The sequence below is a fragment of the Bradyrhizobium sp. 63_E2_N1_3 genome (assembly GCF_052076005.1).
Lineage (GTDB): Bacteria > Pseudomonadota > Alphaproteobacteria > Rhizobiales > Xanthobacteraceae > Bradyrhizobium > Bradyrhizobium barranii.
In genome coordinates this window covers 976,822-992,413 of the sequence record NZ_CP197235.1, presented here as the reverse complement: position 1 = coordinate 992,413, position 15,592 = coordinate 976,822, and the positions used below count along the sequence as shown (strand labels likewise).

General features: G+C 65.1%; 18 protein-coding genes. 7 read left to right on the top strand and 11 right to left on the bottom strand.

What is annotated here, in order from left to right:
• Positions 1 to 9: 9 nt before the first annotated feature.
• The 8 genes from AB7531_RS04560 to coxB form a co-directional block, all read right to left on the bottom strand.
• On the bottom strand, positions 10 to 765 hold the full coding sequence (locus AB7531_RS04560; RefSeq protein WP_063980768.1) for an SURF1 family protein: 756 nt from the start codon (positions 763 to 765) through the stop codon (positions 10 to 12).
• The gene (locus AB7531_RS04555; RefSeq protein WP_063980767.1) at positions 762 to 1,163 is read right to left on the bottom strand and encodes a DUF983 domain-containing protein; all 402 of its coding nucleotides are present in this window, start codon (positions 1,161 to 1,163) and stop codon (positions 762 to 764) included. The genes AB7531_RS04560 and AB7531_RS04555 overlap by 4 nt, the downstream gene beginning before the upstream one ends.
• A gap of 200 nt (positions 1,164 to 1,363) precedes the next feature.
• Positions 1,364 to 2,260, bottom strand: a complete 897-nt coding sequence (locus tag AB7531_RS04550) for a cytochrome c oxidase subunit 3 (protein ID WP_231143822.1) — start codon at positions 2,258 to 2,260, stop codon at positions 1,364 to 1,366.
• Positions 2,261 to 2,339: 79 nt separating this feature from the next.
• On the bottom strand, positions 2,340 to 2,990 hold the full coding sequence (locus AB7531_RS04545) for a cytochrome c oxidase assembly protein (protein WP_063980766.1): 651 nt from the start codon (positions 2,988 to 2,990) through the stop codon (positions 2,340 to 2,342).
• 5 nt (positions 2,991 to 2,995) lie between these two features.
• A complete protein-coding gene (locus AB7531_RS04540) occupies positions 2,996 to 3,172 on the bottom strand; it encodes a hypothetical protein (protein WP_014498510.1) in 177 nt (58 codons plus the stop codon).
• Entirely contained in the window at positions 3,169 to 4,113 is a 945-nt protein-coding gene (locus tag AB7531_RS04535; RefSeq protein ID WP_028151627.1) for a heme o synthase, read from the bottom strand. Before AB7531_RS04535 ends, AB7531_RS04540 begins: the two co-directional genes overlap by 4 nt.
• Before the next feature lie 61 nt (positions 4,114 to 4,174).
• A complete protein-coding gene (gene ctaD, locus AB7531_RS04530) occupies positions 4,175 to 5,800 on the bottom strand; it encodes a cytochrome c oxidase subunit I (protein WP_063980765.1) in 1,626 nt (541 codons plus the stop codon).
• Positions 5,801 to 5,887: 87 nt separating this feature from the next.
• A complete protein-coding gene (gene coxB, locus AB7531_RS04525; protein ID WP_063980764.1) occupies positions 5,888 to 6,727 on the bottom strand; it encodes a cytochrome c oxidase subunit II in 840 nt (279 codons plus the stop codon).
• Positions 6,728 to 7,174: 447 nt separating this feature from the next.
• Here coxB and AB7531_RS04520 point away from each other — a divergent pair, with 447 nt between their 5' ends.
• The 5 genes from AB7531_RS04520 (at position 7,175) to AB7531_RS04500 (ending at position 10,973) form a co-directional block, all read left to right on the top strand.
• The gene (locus tag AB7531_RS04520; protein WP_063986050.1) at positions 7,175 to 7,708 is read left to right on the top strand and encodes an invasion associated locus B family protein; all 534 of its coding nucleotides are present in this window, start codon (positions 7,175 to 7,177) and stop codon (positions 7,706 to 7,708) included.
• Positions 7,709 to 7,828: 120 nt separating this feature from the next.
• Positions 7,829 to 9,256 carry a metalloprotease TldD gene (gene tldD, locus AB7531_RS04515; RefSeq protein WP_063986049.1) on the top strand — a complete coding sequence of 476 codons (1,428 nt, stop codon included), beginning with the start codon at positions 7,829 to 7,831 and terminating at the stop codon, positions 9,254 to 9,256.
• Positions 9,253 to 10,029 (top strand): signal peptidase I, encoded by a 777-nt coding sequence (gene lepB, locus AB7531_RS04510; RefSeq protein ID WP_063980763.1) that lies wholly within the window; start codon positions 9,253 to 9,255, stop codon positions 10,027 to 10,029. The genes tldD and lepB overlap by 4 nt, the downstream gene beginning before the upstream one ends.
• Before the next feature lie 23 nt (positions 10,030 to 10,052).
• Positions 10,053 to 10,394, top strand: a complete 342-nt coding sequence (locus tag AB7531_RS04505) for an MmcQ/YjbR family DNA-binding protein (protein ID WP_441279908.1) — start codon at positions 10,053 to 10,055, stop codon at positions 10,392 to 10,394.
• 12 nt (positions 10,395 to 10,406) lie between these two features.
• On the top strand, positions 10,407 to 10,973 hold the full coding sequence (locus AB7531_RS04500; RefSeq protein WP_063986048.1) for a nucleotidyltransferase family protein: 567 nt from the start codon (positions 10,407 to 10,409) through the stop codon (positions 10,971 to 10,973).
• Here the strand turns inward: AB7531_RS04500 and AB7531_RS04495 are convergent, their stop codons facing one another.
• A complete protein-coding gene (locus AB7531_RS04495) occupies positions 10,974 to 11,837 on the bottom strand; it encodes a LysR family transcriptional regulator (RefSeq protein ID WP_063986047.1) in 864 nt (287 codons plus the stop codon). It lies immediately after the preceding gene.
• Between the two features lie 98 nt (positions 11,838 to 11,935).
• Between AB7531_RS04495 and AB7531_RS04490 the strand changes: the two genes are divergently transcribed.
• Together AB7531_RS04490 and AB7531_RS04485 are read left to right on the top strand one after the other, a co-directional pair.
• Entirely contained in the window at positions 11,936 to 12,847 is a 912-nt protein-coding gene (locus AB7531_RS04490) for a DMT family transporter (RefSeq protein ID WP_063980761.1), read from the top strand.
• Positions 12,848 to 12,860: 13 nt separating this feature from the next.
• On the top strand, positions 12,861 to 13,634 hold the full coding sequence (locus AB7531_RS04485; RefSeq protein WP_063980760.1) for an MBL fold metallo-hydrolase: 774 nt from the start codon (positions 12,861 to 12,863) through the stop codon (positions 13,632 to 13,634).
• A 159-nt stretch (positions 13,635 to 13,793) separates the two neighbouring features.
• Here the strand turns inward: AB7531_RS04485 and AB7531_RS04480 are convergent, their stop codons facing one another.
• Positions 13,794 to 14,564: a TIGR02186 family protein gene (locus AB7531_RS04480; RefSeq protein ID WP_063980759.1), complete on the bottom strand. Its 771-nt coding sequence runs from the start codon at positions 14,562 to 14,564 to the stop codon at positions 13,794 to 13,796.
• Complete coding sequence (locus tag AB7531_RS04475; protein WP_063980758.1) at positions 14,561 to 15,478, bottom strand: sulfite exporter TauE/SafE family protein; 918 nt, start codon at positions 15,476 to 15,478, stop codon at positions 14,561 to 14,563. Before AB7531_RS04475 ends, AB7531_RS04480 begins: the two co-directional genes overlap by 4 nt.
• Positions 15,479 to 15,592 lie beyond the last annotated feature (114 nt).

Sequence of the window (15,592 nt, the reverse complement as noted above, 5' to 3'; positions counted from 1 at the left end):
CGAAAAATTTCAGGTCGGGTGCCGCCGTCCCCTCGCCCAGACGCCGAATGCGATCAGCACCGCGCCGGCGAGCGCGAACCAGGTGATGGCGTATTGCAGATGATCGTCCTTCAGATGCACGTCGAGCGGGCCGGGACGCGGAATGCCGTTCTCCGGCACCGGCCGCTCCAGGTCGATGTAGAACGGCGCGACCGTGCCCCAGCCGAGCGCCCGGGACATGGCGAGATGATCGCGGGTGAACCACAGCCGTTTGTCACGCTCAGCGTCAGGCATCAGCACGCTGGCTGTTTCGGGGAAACGGACGTAGCCGGTCAACATCGCCGGCTTGTTGGTAATGAGTCGCGCGACCGCCCGATCCTGCAGGGCGCGGTCCTGTTGGGTGTTCGGCACGAAGCCCGCGTTGACCGCGACCATATCGCCGCCAGGCAGCCGTGCGGGAAGGAAAGCCCAGGTGCCGGGGCCGGAAATGTCGGAGCGGATGGCGGAGCCGGAACTGTAGACCATCGCATCCAGACGGGACTCGTAGGTCGCCGAAAATGTGACCCGACGGAATTCGTCCCGCTCCGGCGTCAGCGTGCTCCATTGGGACGGCGGCGGCAACGCAACAGGTGCCGCCGCGAGACGCTCGGTCAATGCGGCGATCAACTGATGTTTCGCGACGCGGCGCTGCAATTGCCAGACGCCGAGCGCGACCAAGACGGCGGCCAGGAAAAGCGTGAACAGCGCGAAGCCGGCCACGCGGGGCTTGCGCGCGGTCTCGTTCATTTCGCGCGGTCGACCAGCCGGCCCGGCGCCGCCTTGTGGTGGAATTGCAGCGCGATCAACAGCGACTTCATCGCGCGCAGCGGCAAGAGCGTGGTCGCGAGGATCAGCGGCAGCCACAGCGCGGCATGCAGCCAGTACGGCGGCTGGTATTTGACCTCGACGATCAGCGCGCACGCAACGACGATCCCGCCGGCCAGCATGATGATGAAGATCGCAGGACCGTCGCCGGTGTCGATGAAGGCATAGTCGAGGCCGCAGCGGTCGCAGCTGGGCGCGAGCGTCAGGAAGCCCGCATAGAGCTTGCCCTTGCCGCAGCGCGGGCACTTGCAGGCAAGCCCGCGCAGCGCGCTTTGCAGGACGGTCGTCTCGGGCTCGGATGGGCCGGTGGTATCGTTCATGATCACGGACTCTAGAACATTATCGGTTCTGATTGAATCAGAACCGAAGCTCTAGATTCTTGTTTTGACGCGTTTTCTTCACGCGAACCGGTATCCGCTTCGCTCGAAAACGCTCAATCACAGTTTCCGCCGAAGCTTCCGGCGGCCCAAAAGCGAAAGGGCGGCCCTGCGGCCGCCCCTTCTGATCGGTCCAATGCGGCTCAGTGCGCGCCGTGGGCCATGGTCTCGGCGCCGTGTCCCCACACATAGATGCAGAGGAACAGGAACAGCCAGACCACGTCGACGAAGTGCCAGTACCAGGCGGCGAACTCGAAGCCGAGGTGCTGTGTCGGGGTGAAGTGGCCGGCATAGGCGCGGAACAGGCAGACCAGCAGGAAGATGGTGCCGACCAGCACATGAAAACCGTGGAAGCCGGTCGCCATGAAGAAGGTCGCGCCATAGACATTGCCGCCGAACGAGAACGCCGCGTGGCTGTACTCATAGGCCTGCACGCAGGTGAAGAGCGCGCCGAGCACGACGGTGAGGATCAGGCCGTATTTCAGGCCCTGGCGATCATTCTCGAGCAACGCGTGGTGCGCCCAGGTCACGGTGGTGCCCGACGTCAGCAGGATCAGCGTGTTCAGGAGCGGCAGATGCCAGGGATCGAAGGTCTCGATGCCATGCGGCGGCCAGGTGCCGGGCACGGCGCAGGCGCCAGCCGCGGTGCCGAGACCGCAGCCGAACACGGCGTCGCGTGTGGCGTGGACGGCGTCGGCCGGGAACAGCGCCGCGTTGAAATAGGCCCAGAACCAGGCGACGAAGAACATCACCTCGGAGGCGATGAACAGGATCATGCCGTAGCGGTGATGCAGCTGCACGACGCGGGTGTGATCGCCCTTGTACTGGGCTTCCCTGATCACATCGCCCCACCAGCTCACCATGGTGTAGATCACGCCGACGGTGCCGGCACCGAAGATGATCGGCGCGGCCGAGAACATGTGGTGCATCCAGGTGATCGCGCCGACCGCCATGATGAAGGCCGAGATGGAGCCGACGACCGGCCACGGGGAGGGATCCACCAGGTGGTAGTCGTGATGCTTGGTGTGCGCCGTTGCCATTTGCGGTCTCTCTCCTCAATCCCGTGCCTGTCCGGCACTTATCCCCTTGTGTCCAACCCCCGCGACGTGAGCCCGGCGGTCAGAGATTTCCCTTGCGTTTGTCGTCTTCACCCGACGCCAGCGGCTTCACCACGGGATCGCGCACCGGATAGAACGTGTAGGACAACGTGATCGTGTTCAGCCCGTCGTTCTCATGATCGTCGGCGATCGACGGATCGACGTAGAATACGACCGGCATCTCGCGCTTCTCGCCGGGCGCCATGGTCTGTTCGGTGAAGCAGAAGCAGTTGATCTTCTGGAAGTAGGAGCCGACCGTCAGGGGCGCGACGTTGTAGGCCGCCTGGCCCGCGGTGGTGCGCGCGGCCTGGTTGGTCACGGTGTAAAAGACCGTCACGACCTGGCCGATATTGACCTCGATCTCGCTCTGCTCCGGCTCGAACTTCCAGGGCAGGCCGGGCGCGACGTTGGAATCGAAGCGCACCGCGATCTTCCGTGCGATCGGCCCGGTGGCCGGCGCCGAGGTCGCAACCTGCGTCGTGCCGTTGAAGCCGGTGGCGCGGCAGAACCAGTTGTAGAACGGCACCGCCGCGTAGGAGGCACCGACCATCAGCGCCACCACGCCTCCGCAGATCGAGGCGACCAGCACGTCGCGGCCAAGACCCTTGGAAGGCCCACGCCCCTGCTTGGCCGTCCGGCTCTGATCCCGCGATATGGTGGGCTCTCGATCCATGTTTCCTACATCGGCCGGACGAGTACTGCCGGTCCCTTGACGATGGTGACGGCGAAGAACAGCACCACGAGCACGCCGAGCGCGAGCGCGATCGCGATCGAGCGCTGGCGGCGGCTCTTCTTCTGCGCCTCCGTGAGGACGATTCCATTCATCTCAGGTTTGTCGGCCATTCCAGCGATCATGCGCCCCCTACCATCGGAGCAAGCGCCCGGAACACGACTTCGGCCAGCAGGGTCGCAAACAGTGCGAACAGATAAAGGATGGAGAAGGCGAACAGCTTGCGGGTCGCGCGCAGCGATTGGCTGCGCTCGCGGCGCATATAGACGTTGATCGCGAGCACAAGCATGCCGGCGCCGAGGATCAGCGAGACGATGCCGTAGATGGCGTCGAAATAGCCGAGCGCCCACGGGGCGGCGGCGACCGCGATCAGCACGATGGTGTAGAGCAGGATCTGAAGCCGCGTCGCGTCGGGACCGGCGACGTTGGGCAGCATCGGAATGCCGGCACGCGCATAGTCGTCGGAGCGGAACAGCGCCAGCGCCCAGAAGTGCGGCGGCGTCCAGAAGAAGATGATGGCGAACAGCAGCAGCGGCTCGACGTCGACGGTGCCCGTGACCGCGGCCCACGCCACCACCGGCGGTAGCGCACCAGCGGCGCCTCCGATTACGATGTTCTGTGCGGTCCGGCGCTTCAGGATCATCGTGTAGATCACGACGTAGAAGAAGATGGTGAAGGCGAGCAGCGCGCCGGCGATCCAGTTGACGAGGATGCCGAGCGTCATCACCGAGAAGAAGGCGAGCGTCATGCCGAACGCCATCGCCTCGGGACGGGTGATGCGGCCGCGCGGAATCGGCCGGTTTGCCGTGCGCGACATCTTGGCGTCGATATCGCCCTCGAGCGCCATGTTGAGCGCTCCGGAAGCGCCGGCACCGACTGCGATGCAGAGCAGCGAGGTGATGGCCAGCACCGGGTGGAAATGCCCGGGCGCCATCGCCAGTCCGACCAGCGCGGTGAAGATCACCAGCGACATCACCCGCGGCTTGAGCAGCGCAATGTAGTCGCCCACCTCCGCTTCCGAGATGCGGGGATCGATGTCGATGGCGTTATGGTCGAGGACGGACACTAGTTTTGACTCGCTTCGCTAAAGAGCCGCGGCGCCCGTCACGGGCGCCGCGAGCGTTGGTTTACTGCACGCGGGGCAGCACTTCAAACTGATGGAAGGGCGGCGGCGAAGGCAGCGTCCATTCCAGCGTGGTCGCGCCCGCACCCCACGGATTGTCGCCGGCCGGCACCTTTTTCGCGAAGGCGTCGAACACGCAGTAGAGGAAGATCAGCACGCCGAAGCCGGAGATGTAGGAGCCGACCGAGGAGACCAGGTTCCAGCCGGCGAACGCGTCGGGATAGTCGACGTAGCGGCGCGGCATGCCCGACAGGCCGAGGAAGTGCTGCGGGAAGAACACAAGGTTCACACCGATGAAGGTGACCCAGAAGTGCGCCTTCGCCAGCGTCTCATTGTACATGTAGCCCGACATCTTCGGGAACCAGTAGTACCAGCCGGCAAAGATCCCGAACACCGCACCGAGCGACAGCACGTAATGGAAGTGCGCAACGACGTAGTAGGTCTCCTGGAGCACGCGGTCGACGCCGGCATTCGCCAGCACGACGCCGGTGACACCGCCGACAGTGAACAGGAAGATGAAGCCCACCGCCCAGATCATCGGCGCACGGAACTCGATCGAGCCGCCCCACATCGTGGCGATCCACGAGAAGATCTTCACGCCGGTCGGAACCGCGATGACCATCGTCGCGGCGACGAAATAGGCCTGCGTCGCCGAGGACATGCCGACCGTGTACATGTGGTGCGCCCAGACCACGAAGCCGATGCCGCCGATCGCGACCATGGCGTAGGCCATGCCGAGATAGCCGAACACGGGCTTGCGCGAGAAGGTCGAGACGATCTGGCTGACCATGCCGAAGGCGGGCAGGATCAGGATGTACACCTCGGGGTGACCGAAGAACCAGAACAGATGCTGGAACAGCACGGGGTCGCCGCCGCCGTCGGGCGCGAAGAACGTCGTGCCGAAATTGCGGTCGGTGAGCAGCATGGTGATCGCACCGGCGAGCACCGGCAGCGACAACAGCAGCAGGAACACCGTCACCAGGATCGACCACACGAACAGCGGCATCTTGTGCAGGGTCATGCCCGGCGCGCGCATGTTGAAGATCGTGGTGATGAAGTTGATGGCGCCGAGGATCGACGAGGCGCCCGCCAGATGCAGCGACAGGATCGCGAAGTCGACGGCCGGGCCCGGATGGCCGGAGCTCGACAGCGGCACATACATGGTCCAGCCGGCGCCGACGCCGTTGGCACCCGGCTCGCCCTCGACGAAGGTCGACATCAGCAGCAGCGCGAAGGAGGCCGGCAGCAGCCAGAACGAGATGTTGTTCATGCGCGGGAACGCCATGTCGGGCGCGCCGATCATCAGCGGCACGAACCAGTTGCCGAAGCCGCCGATCATTGCGGGCATGACCATGAAGAAGATCATGATCAGGCCGTGAGAGGTCACGAACACATTATAGGTGTGCGTCTCGTGGAAGATCTGCACGCCCGGATACATCAGCTCGGCACGGATCGCGATCGACATGGCGGCACCGATGACGCCGGCGATGACCGCGAAGATCAGGTACATCGTACCGATGTCCTTGTGGTTGGTCGAATAGACATAGCGCCGCCATCCGGTCGGATGGGCGTGCTCGTCATGTCCGTGGTCTTGCGCGTGATCGCCGTGTGCCGCTGCGCTCGTTGCCATTTTCAAATCCTGCCTTGCGTCCCGTTCGGACCTTCTGCGGTCCCGCCCTTTATGTCGCTTTCTGTCCCTCGAGCCTTCGCCCGGCGCTTACTGCGTCGGGCCGGCCGCCGAGGCGAAAGTGCTGGTGCCGCCGCTCGCATATTTCTTCTTCGCCGTTTCGACCCAGGAGGCGAAGTCCTTGTCCTCCACGACGCGAATCGCGATCGGCATGAAGGCGTGGTCCTTGCCGCAGAGCTCCGAGCACTGGCCGTAGAACATGCCGGTCTTGGTGGCCTTGAACCAGGTCTCGTTCAGCCGCCCCGGAATGGCGTCGATCTTGACGCCGAAAGCCGGCAGCGCAAAGGCGTGGATGACGTCCGCGCCGGTGACCTGGACACGAATCACCTTGTTGACCGGCACCACCATCTCGTTGTCGACGCCGAGCAGGCGGGGCTGCTTGTCCTGGGCCATCAGCGAGTCGAACTCGAACTTGCCGTTATCAGGATAGGCATAGGACCAGTACCACTGCTTGCCGGTGGCCTTGATGGTCAAATCCGCCTTCGGCACGTCGAGCTCGAGGAACAGCAGGCGGAACGACGGCACCGAGATACCGACCAGGATCAGCACCGGAACGAGCGTCCACGCCACCTCGATCAGCGTGTTGTGCGTGGTCCGCGACGGCACCGGATTGGCCTTCGCGTTGAACTTCATGACCACGATCACCAGCAACGCCAGAACGAACAGCGTGATCAGCGTGATCAGCACGAACAGAAAGTTGTGGAACCAGACGATGTTGTCCATCACCGGCGAGGCGGATTGCTGGAGCGTCCATTCCCACGGCGCCGGCTGCCCGAGCTCGGCATATGCCGCACCGCCCGTCGCCAGCGTCAGACCCGCCACGGCCAATCCCAGCAAGTGCCGGCCCACATGGCCCATCGACATCCTCATGCCGTTCGCGCTCCCCTAACGAAATCACCCCAAGTGCATCCCCCTATTTCCGGGAAACGCTTATTCGATCCGCCCGTCTGACAAACCGCCGCGCAAGAATACCTCTAAGAGGAATTGGGGCCAGATCGCTAGAACGCCGAAATCAAGCCTCTCAAACCATAATTCTTGATCTATCGCAATGCAGTCTTGAGCCCCGCCTGTCAGCCATCACCCGCAAGATATTTCCTAGTAACATCAGAGAAAAATACCGTTTCCCGGGATGCCGCGGCTTGACAGCGGCATTGCCCGCGGTAGGCACTGGCAGACAGCCGCGCAGGAACCTGATTCGTGCGGGCGATGGCGGTGTGGGCGGCGCGGAATTTGCTTGCGAATCGCCTTCAAGACGCCGTCATTCCCGTATCAGTCCGCCAGGCGCGAGCGACCCAGGCGAGCAGAGGGACCGACCCGATGGGGTTTTCGAGAAGCATGGCAAGGCAGGCGAGCGGCCTCACGATGCTGGCGGCCCTGCTGGTGGTGATTGTCGTCATGGCGCTGCCGGGCCTCGCCCATGCGCAGGGCGCGGTGCGCTCCGTCCATGGCGACTGGCAGATCCGCTGCGACACCCCGCCCGGCGCCCAGACCGAGCAATGCGCCCTGATCCAGAGCGTGGTGGCCGAAGACCGCTCCAATGCCGGCCTCACCGTGATCGTGCTCAAGACCGCCGACCAGAAGAGCCGGCTGATGCGGGTGGTCGCCCCACTCGGCGTGCTGCTGCCATCCGGCCTCGGGTTGAAGCTCGACAACCAGGACGTCGGCCGCGCCGGCTTCGTCCGCTGTCTGCCCAATGGCTGCGTCGCCGAGGTCGTCATGGACGACAAGCTGCTCGGCCAGCTCCGCACCGCCAAGACCGCGACCTTCATCATCTTCGAGACCCCGGAAGAAGGCATCGGCTTCCCGCTCAGCCTGAACGGGCTCGGCGAGGGCTATGACAAGCTGCCATAAGGCGGCAGGCGCGTCCGCGCGCGGCGAATCCTATCGTTTCGTAATGTGGCACCTGGCACCCTCGCGGAACCGCCGGGAAACCATTATCTTGCCCTACATCTTCCGATAATGGACGGACGCATGACCAATCCAGCCACCACCTCCCTGCTCGACCGCGCCAATCTCGACCGCGATCAGGTCCGCAACGAGGTCGCACGCGGGCTTGCCGGTGCCGACGACGGCGAATTGTTCCTGGAATACAGCCAGACCGAAGCGCTGATGTTCGACAATGGGCGGCTGAAGCAGGCGACCTATGACACCTCGCAGGGCTTTGGCCTGCGCGCCGTCAAGGACGATGCGGTCGGCTATGCCCATTCCTCCGACGTGTCGCTGCCGGCGCTGATTCGCGCCGCCGACGCGGTCGCTGCCGTGCGCGGCGGCTATTCGGGCAGCTTCGCGGCCCCGCCGGCGCATACCAATGTGCGGCTCTACGCCGACGACAATCCGCTGGATGCGCCGGGCTTCGAGACCAAGGTGAAGCTGCTCGCCGAGATCGACGCTTACTTACGCGACAAGGATCCGCGGGTGCGGCAGGTCAGCGTCAGCCTCGGCGCAACCTGGCAGGTCGTCGAGATCCTGCGGCCCGATGGCGAGAGCTATCGCGACATCCGCCCGCTGGTGCGCGTCAACGTCTCCGTCGTCGCCGGTCAGGGCGACCGCCAGGAGAGCGGCAGCAAGGGTTATGGCGGCCGCGCCGGCTATGCCGAATTCATCGAGAGCAAGAACTGGCGCGACGCCGCCGACGGCGCGCTGCGCGAAGCCCTGGTCAACCTGGAATCGATTCCCGCCCCCGCCGGCGAGATGGACGTCGTGCTTGGGGCCGGCTGGCCCGGCGTGATGCTGCATGAGGCGGTCGGCCATGGCCTCGAAGGCGATTTCAACCGCAAGAAGACGTCGGCCTTTGCCGGCCTGATGGGCCAGCAGGTTGCGGCCAAGGGCGTCACCGTGATCGACGACGGCACCATTGCCTCGCGCCGCGGCTCGCTGTCGATCGACGACGAGGGCACGCCGACCAACCGCACCGTGCTGATCGAGGACGGCATTCTGGTCGGCTACATGCAGGACCGCCAGAACGCGCGCCTGATGAACATGAAGCCGACCGGCAACGGCCGCCGCCAGGGCTACGCCCATGTGCCGATGCCGCGCATGACCAACACCTACATGCTCGCGGGCGACCGCGATCCGGCCGAGATCCTCGCCTCCGTGAAGAACGGCGTCTTCGCCGCGAATTTCGGCGGCGGCCAGGTCGACATCACCTCGGGCAAATACGTGTTCCAGTGCACCGAGGCCTACAAGATCGAGAACGGCAAGATTGGCGCGCCGCTGAAGGGCGCCATGCTGATCGGCAACGGGCCGACCGACCTGCATCGCATCCGCATGATCGGCAACGATCTCGCGCTGGATACCGGCATCGGCACCTGCGGCAAGAACGGTCAGGGCGTGCCCGTCGGCGTCGGCCAGCCGTCGCTTCTGATGGAACGTATTACAGTTGGTGGAACGGGCGCATGAGCGTTGAGAAGGTAACTGTCACCGCCAAGCGGAAGAGCAGCGGCTGGGCTGGTCAGCTGATGCAGCTCGCCGGCATCGTCGCCGCCGTGTTCATCGCCAAGGGCGCACTCGCCGAGCCGTTCTATGTACCGTCGGGTTCGATGGAGCCGACGCTCCTGATCGGCGATGCGCTGCTCGCCTCGAAATTCCCCTATGGCTACGGCACCTCGTCGCTGCCGATCCAGATCAACCTGCCCGAAAGCGGCCGCGTCTTCGCGGAGACGCCGAAGCAGGGCGACGTCGTCGTGTTCCGCTGGCCCGGCGATCGCTCGCAGGCCTGGGTCAAGCGCGTCGTGGGTCTGCCCGGAGACCGCATCCAGATGCGGCAGGGCCAGCTCTTCATCAACGACCGTCCCGCCGAGCTGAAGCCGGATGGCGTCGGCGCCGCCGAAGACGACAATGGCGGCAGCGAGCCGGCCTACCGCTACATCGAGACCCTGCCGAACGGCGTGTCGCATCTGATCTTCAAGATGCGCGACAACGGTCCGCTCGACAACACGCCTGAAGTGACGGTGCCGCCCGGCCACCTCTTCGTGCTCGGCGATAACCGCGACAATTCCGCCGACAGCCGCGTGCCCCTGCGCTCCGGCGGCGTCGGTCTGCTGCCGATCGACAATCTGGTCGGACGCGCGGATGCCGTGCTCGGCTCCTGGGATCTCGGCATGCGCGGCCAGCCGGTGTGGACCTGGCTCTCCGGCTTCCGGCTCGCGCGGTTCTTCACCGCCGTGCACTGAGCTGATCCCAAGGTCTTGATCAAATGACCTTCGACGACGTCAGAAAATTTGCACTGACGTGGCCGGAGGTCGAGGACGGCACCTCCTACGGCACGCCCGCGCTGAAAGTGCGCAAGAAGATGCTGGCGCGGCTGAAGGAGGACGGCGACAGCCTCGTCGTGCCCGACGTTCCAATCGACGAGCGCGCCATGCTGGTCGAGAGCCAGCCAAGAATCTTTTATTTCACCGATCACTACGCCGACTATCCGATCGTGCTGATCCGCCTGTCCAAGGCGAAGCGCGCGATCGTCGAGCCGTTCCTGCGGCGGTGCTGGCGCGGCCTCGCCTCGAAGACCGCACGAGCGGCGTACGATGCCGGCGCGTGAATGATGGCCGCGATGGATCGCGACCGCTTCCTCACGCTGGCGCTGAAGAACCCAGTCAATGTTGCAATCATCGGCGAGCTCGCCTCGCTCGCGCTTCCCGATGCGTGGCTGGTGTCGGGGTGCCTGGTGCAGACGGCGTGGAACGTACTCACGGACCGCGCGGTCGATCATGGCATCGCCGATTACGACGTGTTCTATTTCGATCCAGACACCTCATGGGAGGCGGAGGACACCGTGATCCGCACGCTGCATGCGCGGCTCGCGCATCTCGGCGTCAAGATCGAGACCCGCAACCAGGCGCGCGTGCACCTTTGGTATCCCGGCAAGCACGGCCTGCCCTATCCGCCTCTCACCTGCTCGACCGACGGCATCGACCGTTTCCTCACCCAGAACACGCAAGTCGGTGTGAGGCACGGAGGCGACGGCTACGAGGTCTACGCGCCGCGCGGCTTCGACGACATAGCCGGATTGATCGCGCGGCCCAATCCGGGCCCGAACTTCTCTGCGGCGAGTTACGCGGTGAAGGCCGCGCGATGGAAGGCGTTGTGGCCGGAGCTCACGGTGATTGCCGCGGCGTGATCACGCCGCCTTGGCCTGTACATTGTCGCAGAACTCCGCGAGCCGATCCGCCAGCCGCAGCGTTGCGGGGCTGGCACCGGGCGAGGCCATCAGCGCCACTTCGGTCCGGTTGATCGGCTCAAAGCCGTCCTTGGCGGTCAGCACGCGGTGGTCGGACTGGATCGACATCTCCGACAGGATGCTTAAGCCCATGCCGGCTGCGACCGCAGCCTGGATGCCCGCGAGACTCGATGACGAATAGGACATGTGCCAGGCGCGGCCCGCGCTTTCCAGCGCGTGGATGGCGCCGGCGCGATAGAGACAGCCGAGCGGAAATCCGATCAGCGGCACGGACGAGGCGTTGACGTCGACCGGATGGCTCTTGCTCGTGACCCAGTGCACCCGCTCCGGCCACACCGCGATAGCGCCTTTCGCGCCGGCCTCACGCTTGAACAAGGCGAGGTCGAGCTCGCCGCGTTCGAGGTCGCGGGACAGGTTCTTGCTCTGGTCGGCGCGCACGTCCATTCGCAGACCCGGATGTGAGCGCGAGAAGGCGCCGAGCAGTTTTGCCAGCCGGTACGCCGCAAAATCCTCGGGGATGCCGAGCCGGATCGCGCCCTCGCTGTCGGGCTCGCGCAGCACGTCGCGCGCCTCCTCGGCGAGCGTGAGCAGCCGTCGCGCGTAGGACAGCAGCCGTTCGCCGGCCTCAGTGGGGCGCACGTCCTTGCCGTCACGGTGCAAGAGCACCTGGCCGACGTCCTCCTCCAGCCGCTTGATCTGCTGGCTGACGGTCGATTGCGTGCGGTGGACGCGCTCGCCGGCGCGGGTGAAGCCGCCGGCCTCGACCACCGAGACGAAGCTGCGCAGGAGCTCCAGGTCGAGCATGGCCGCCTCCATTCGAAAATCCACTGATTGGAAGTTAATCATTTAATTTCCAAATGACAAGCCGTCTCCCTAGATCGAGGGCTCAGGAGAATGCCCTCATGTCGCTCGCCACCTCGCTTCCCGCAGCCCCCAGCCGGTTCAACACGCTGCCGCTCGCCATCGGACTGTTTTGCCTGCTCTGGAGCTATGCCTTCGTCGCCGGCAAGATCGGCGTCACCCATTGCCCGCCGCTGATCCTGCTCGCCGCGCGCTTCTCGCTTGCCGGCATTTTGATCCTCGGTGCGACGCTGATCCGCGGTGATGGCTGGTCATTGTCCTGGCGCGATGCCGCGATCTTTGCCGTGCTCGGCATCGCCAACAACGCACTCTATCTCGGGCTCGGCTACACCGGCCTGCAATCGGTCTCCGCCGGCCTCGGCGGCCTGATCGTCTCGGCCAATCCAGTATTCACGGCGGCGCTCGCTGCGTTGCTGCTTGGCGAAGGCATGACTTGGCGCAAGGCGGGCGGTCTCCTGCTCGGCATCACCGGCGTCACCCTGATCGTCTGGCATCGCCTGTCGGTCGGCACAGACTCCCTGCACGGCATCGTCTTCACCCTGGCCTCGCTCGCCTCCATCGTCGCCGGCACGATTCTGTTCAAGCTGCTCGCGCCGAAGGGAAGCCTGTGGATCGGCAACGGCGTGCAGAACCTCGCCGCCGGCATCGTGCTGACGCCGGTCGCGTTCACCTTCGCCGACGTCCACGCAATTGATTTCACCCCGGGCCTGGTCGGCGCCTTCGCGTTCCTCGTGCTCGGCGGCTCGATCCTCGCCTACTGGCTCTGGTTTCATCTCCTGAAAGTGTGTGGCGCAACGGCTGCGAGCGCCTATCATTTCCTGATGCCGCCGCTCGGCATGCTGTTCGCCTACATCGTGCTCGGTGAGCATGTCGAGGCCCGCGACCTGCTCGGCATCATCCCGGTCGCGCTCGGAATTTACCTGGTGACGCGCCCCGCAAAGCCCGTTGCGTAAGAGGAGCTTTCTGATGCCCATTTCCATCACCCTGATCGGCGGCCCTACCGCGCTGATCGAGATCGACGGCTTCCGCCTGCTCACTGACCCGACCTTCGATGCGCCCGGCGCCTACCAGCTGCCGCATGTGACGCTGGAAAAGACGATCGGCCCCGCACTGAAGGCCGACGCGATCGGCCCGATCGATGCCGTCCTGCTCAGCCACGACCAGCACTCGGACAATCTCGACAATTCCGGCCGCGCGTTTCTCAAACACGCAAAGCGCGTGCTGACCACCGAGGCCGGCGCAAAACGCCTGGGCGGCCATGTCGAGGGCCTCGCGCCCTGGGCGACCTCGCATCTGAAGGACCGTGACGGCAACACCCTGACGATCACCGCGACGCCGGCGCGCCACGGCCCGGCCGGCATCGAGCCGCTGTCGGGCGACGTCATCGGCTTCGTGGTGTCCTCGAGCCGGACGGACACGAGCGACGTCTACATCAGCGGCGACACCACCTGGTTCGACGGCGTCGCCGAGGTCGCGCGCCGCTTCAAATGCGGCGTGGTGCTGCCGTTCGCGGGCGCGGCGCAAACGCGTGGGCCGTTCCATCTCACCATGGACACCAACGACACCATCGAGACGGCGCGCGCCTTTCCGGATGCGATGATCGTGCCATTGCATACCGAGGGCTGGGCGCATTTCCGCCAGGACGGCGAGGATCTGCGCAAGACCTTTGATGTGCTCGGCTTCGGGACCCGGTTGCGATTGCTGGAGCCGGGCCTGCCGACGGTGGTTGAGGCGCCGTGAGGCTCAGCTGTCATGCCCCGGCTTGACCGGGGCATCCAGTACGCCGCGGCGGTCGTTGCGAGAGCGAGCTATTCGACGAAGGCCTCTGGAATACTGGATCGCCCGGTCGAGCCGGGCGATGACGGGAGGAGAGAGTGGTGCTCCTCGCAATGACGGACGCTAATCCTTCCGAAACACGATCGACGCCATCCACCCCGTCATCAGCGCCATCGCGGCCGTCGCGAGGCCGTAGATCAGGCCGTGCTGCCGCGCGCTGGTCGCGACGAACTGCTCGAAGCCGACCTTGACGATCTCGAACGCGGTCTCGGTCTTGGTGACCAACGCGCCGTTCGCGAACAGCTTGATTTCCACCTCATAGGTGCCGATCGGCACCTCCTCCGGCAGTGGAATGCCGGTACGAAACAGCGTCGGTGTCAGGAACGTCACCGCGCTCGGGTCCTCGCGATAGAGACCTTTCTGGGTTCGCAGGCGGATGAAGGCCGAGCGGAACGCATCGTTCGGCACCACGTCGGCATAGTCGCCGCTGACCCGTTGGGTCAGCAGCACGTTGTTGAGCCCGATCTGCTGCCGCCGCGCGATCTCGGGCGAGGTGATGACATCGAAGGGGCGGTTGGCGAACAGCGCGAGATAGCTCGGCACCGCCAGGAACTGCCGGTAGTCGGTGTTGATCCAGATGCCGAAGGTACGCTCCTTGCGCCGCGTGACCATGTCGGCGCGCGGGCCCATCACGGTGACGACGAGATCGTAGCTCTTTCGATCCGCGGGCGTGGAGGCGTCCTTCTCGACCGAGCCGAACAGCACCAGTTCCTCGCCGGAATAGTTCGGCGTCACCGTGACGCGATGGTTGGAGACCGACACGATCAGTCGCTCGGCACGCGCGGCTGAGCCCAGCAGCAGGACGAGAAGGACTGCGAGAGCTGCGCGCATCATCCGCTCACTCCCAATTCACGGATGGTGAAGAGATCCTCGGGCCGGATCACCAGCTCGATGGCGAAGCGGACGCCGACCGAAAGGATCAGCAGGCCCAGCAACAGCCGCAGCTGCTCGCCGCGGATCTTCTGGCCGGCGCGGGCGCCGAACTGCGCGCCGGTGACGCCGCCGACCATCAGGATCAGCGCCAGCACCGCGTCGACGAGGTGATTGGTCACCGCGTGCAGCAAGGTCGCGAACAGCATCGTGACCAGCGTCAGGACCATCGAGGTCCCGATCACGGTCGAAGTCGGCACCCGCAGCAGATAGATCATGATCGGCACCAGGATGAAGCCGCCGCCGATGCCCATGATGGCGCCGATGAAGCCGATCACGATGCCGACGATCACGACAGGAATAACCGAGAGGTAGATCTTCGAGCGCTTGAACCGCATTTTCAGCGGCAGGCCGTGGATCCAGCTGTGCGTGCGCCGTGGCGGCACCGCGCCGCGACGGGTCCGCATCAGGGCGCGCAGGCCCTCGGAGAACATCAGGCTGCCGACCGTGGTGAGCAGCACCACGTAGGACAACGCGATCATCAGATCGAGCTGGCCGAGCGCACGAAGCTGCGTGAAGGACCACACCCCGAGCGCCGTGCCGGTGACACCGCCGCATAACAACACGCTCGCGAGCGCCGGGTCGATCGCGCGCCGCCGCCAGTAGGACAACGCACCGGAAAAGGAGGACGCCGCGATGTGGCTCGCAACGGAGGCGACCGCGACCGCCGGAGTGATCCCGATGAAGATCAGAAGCGGCGTCATCAGGAAGCCGCCGCCGATCCCGAACATGCCGGAGACGAAGCCAACCGCCGCACCCATCGCCAGCACCAGGAAGATGTTGACCGGCAGATCGGCGATCGGGAGATAGAGCTGCATCGAAGGACCACACTCCGGCGAAATGGATCGATTGCGCGGGAATGCTCGCCGGACGGTCGGAACGATTGCCGCGCCCTTCAATAGCGGAATTCGTTGTCGGGCGGGACCATGAAT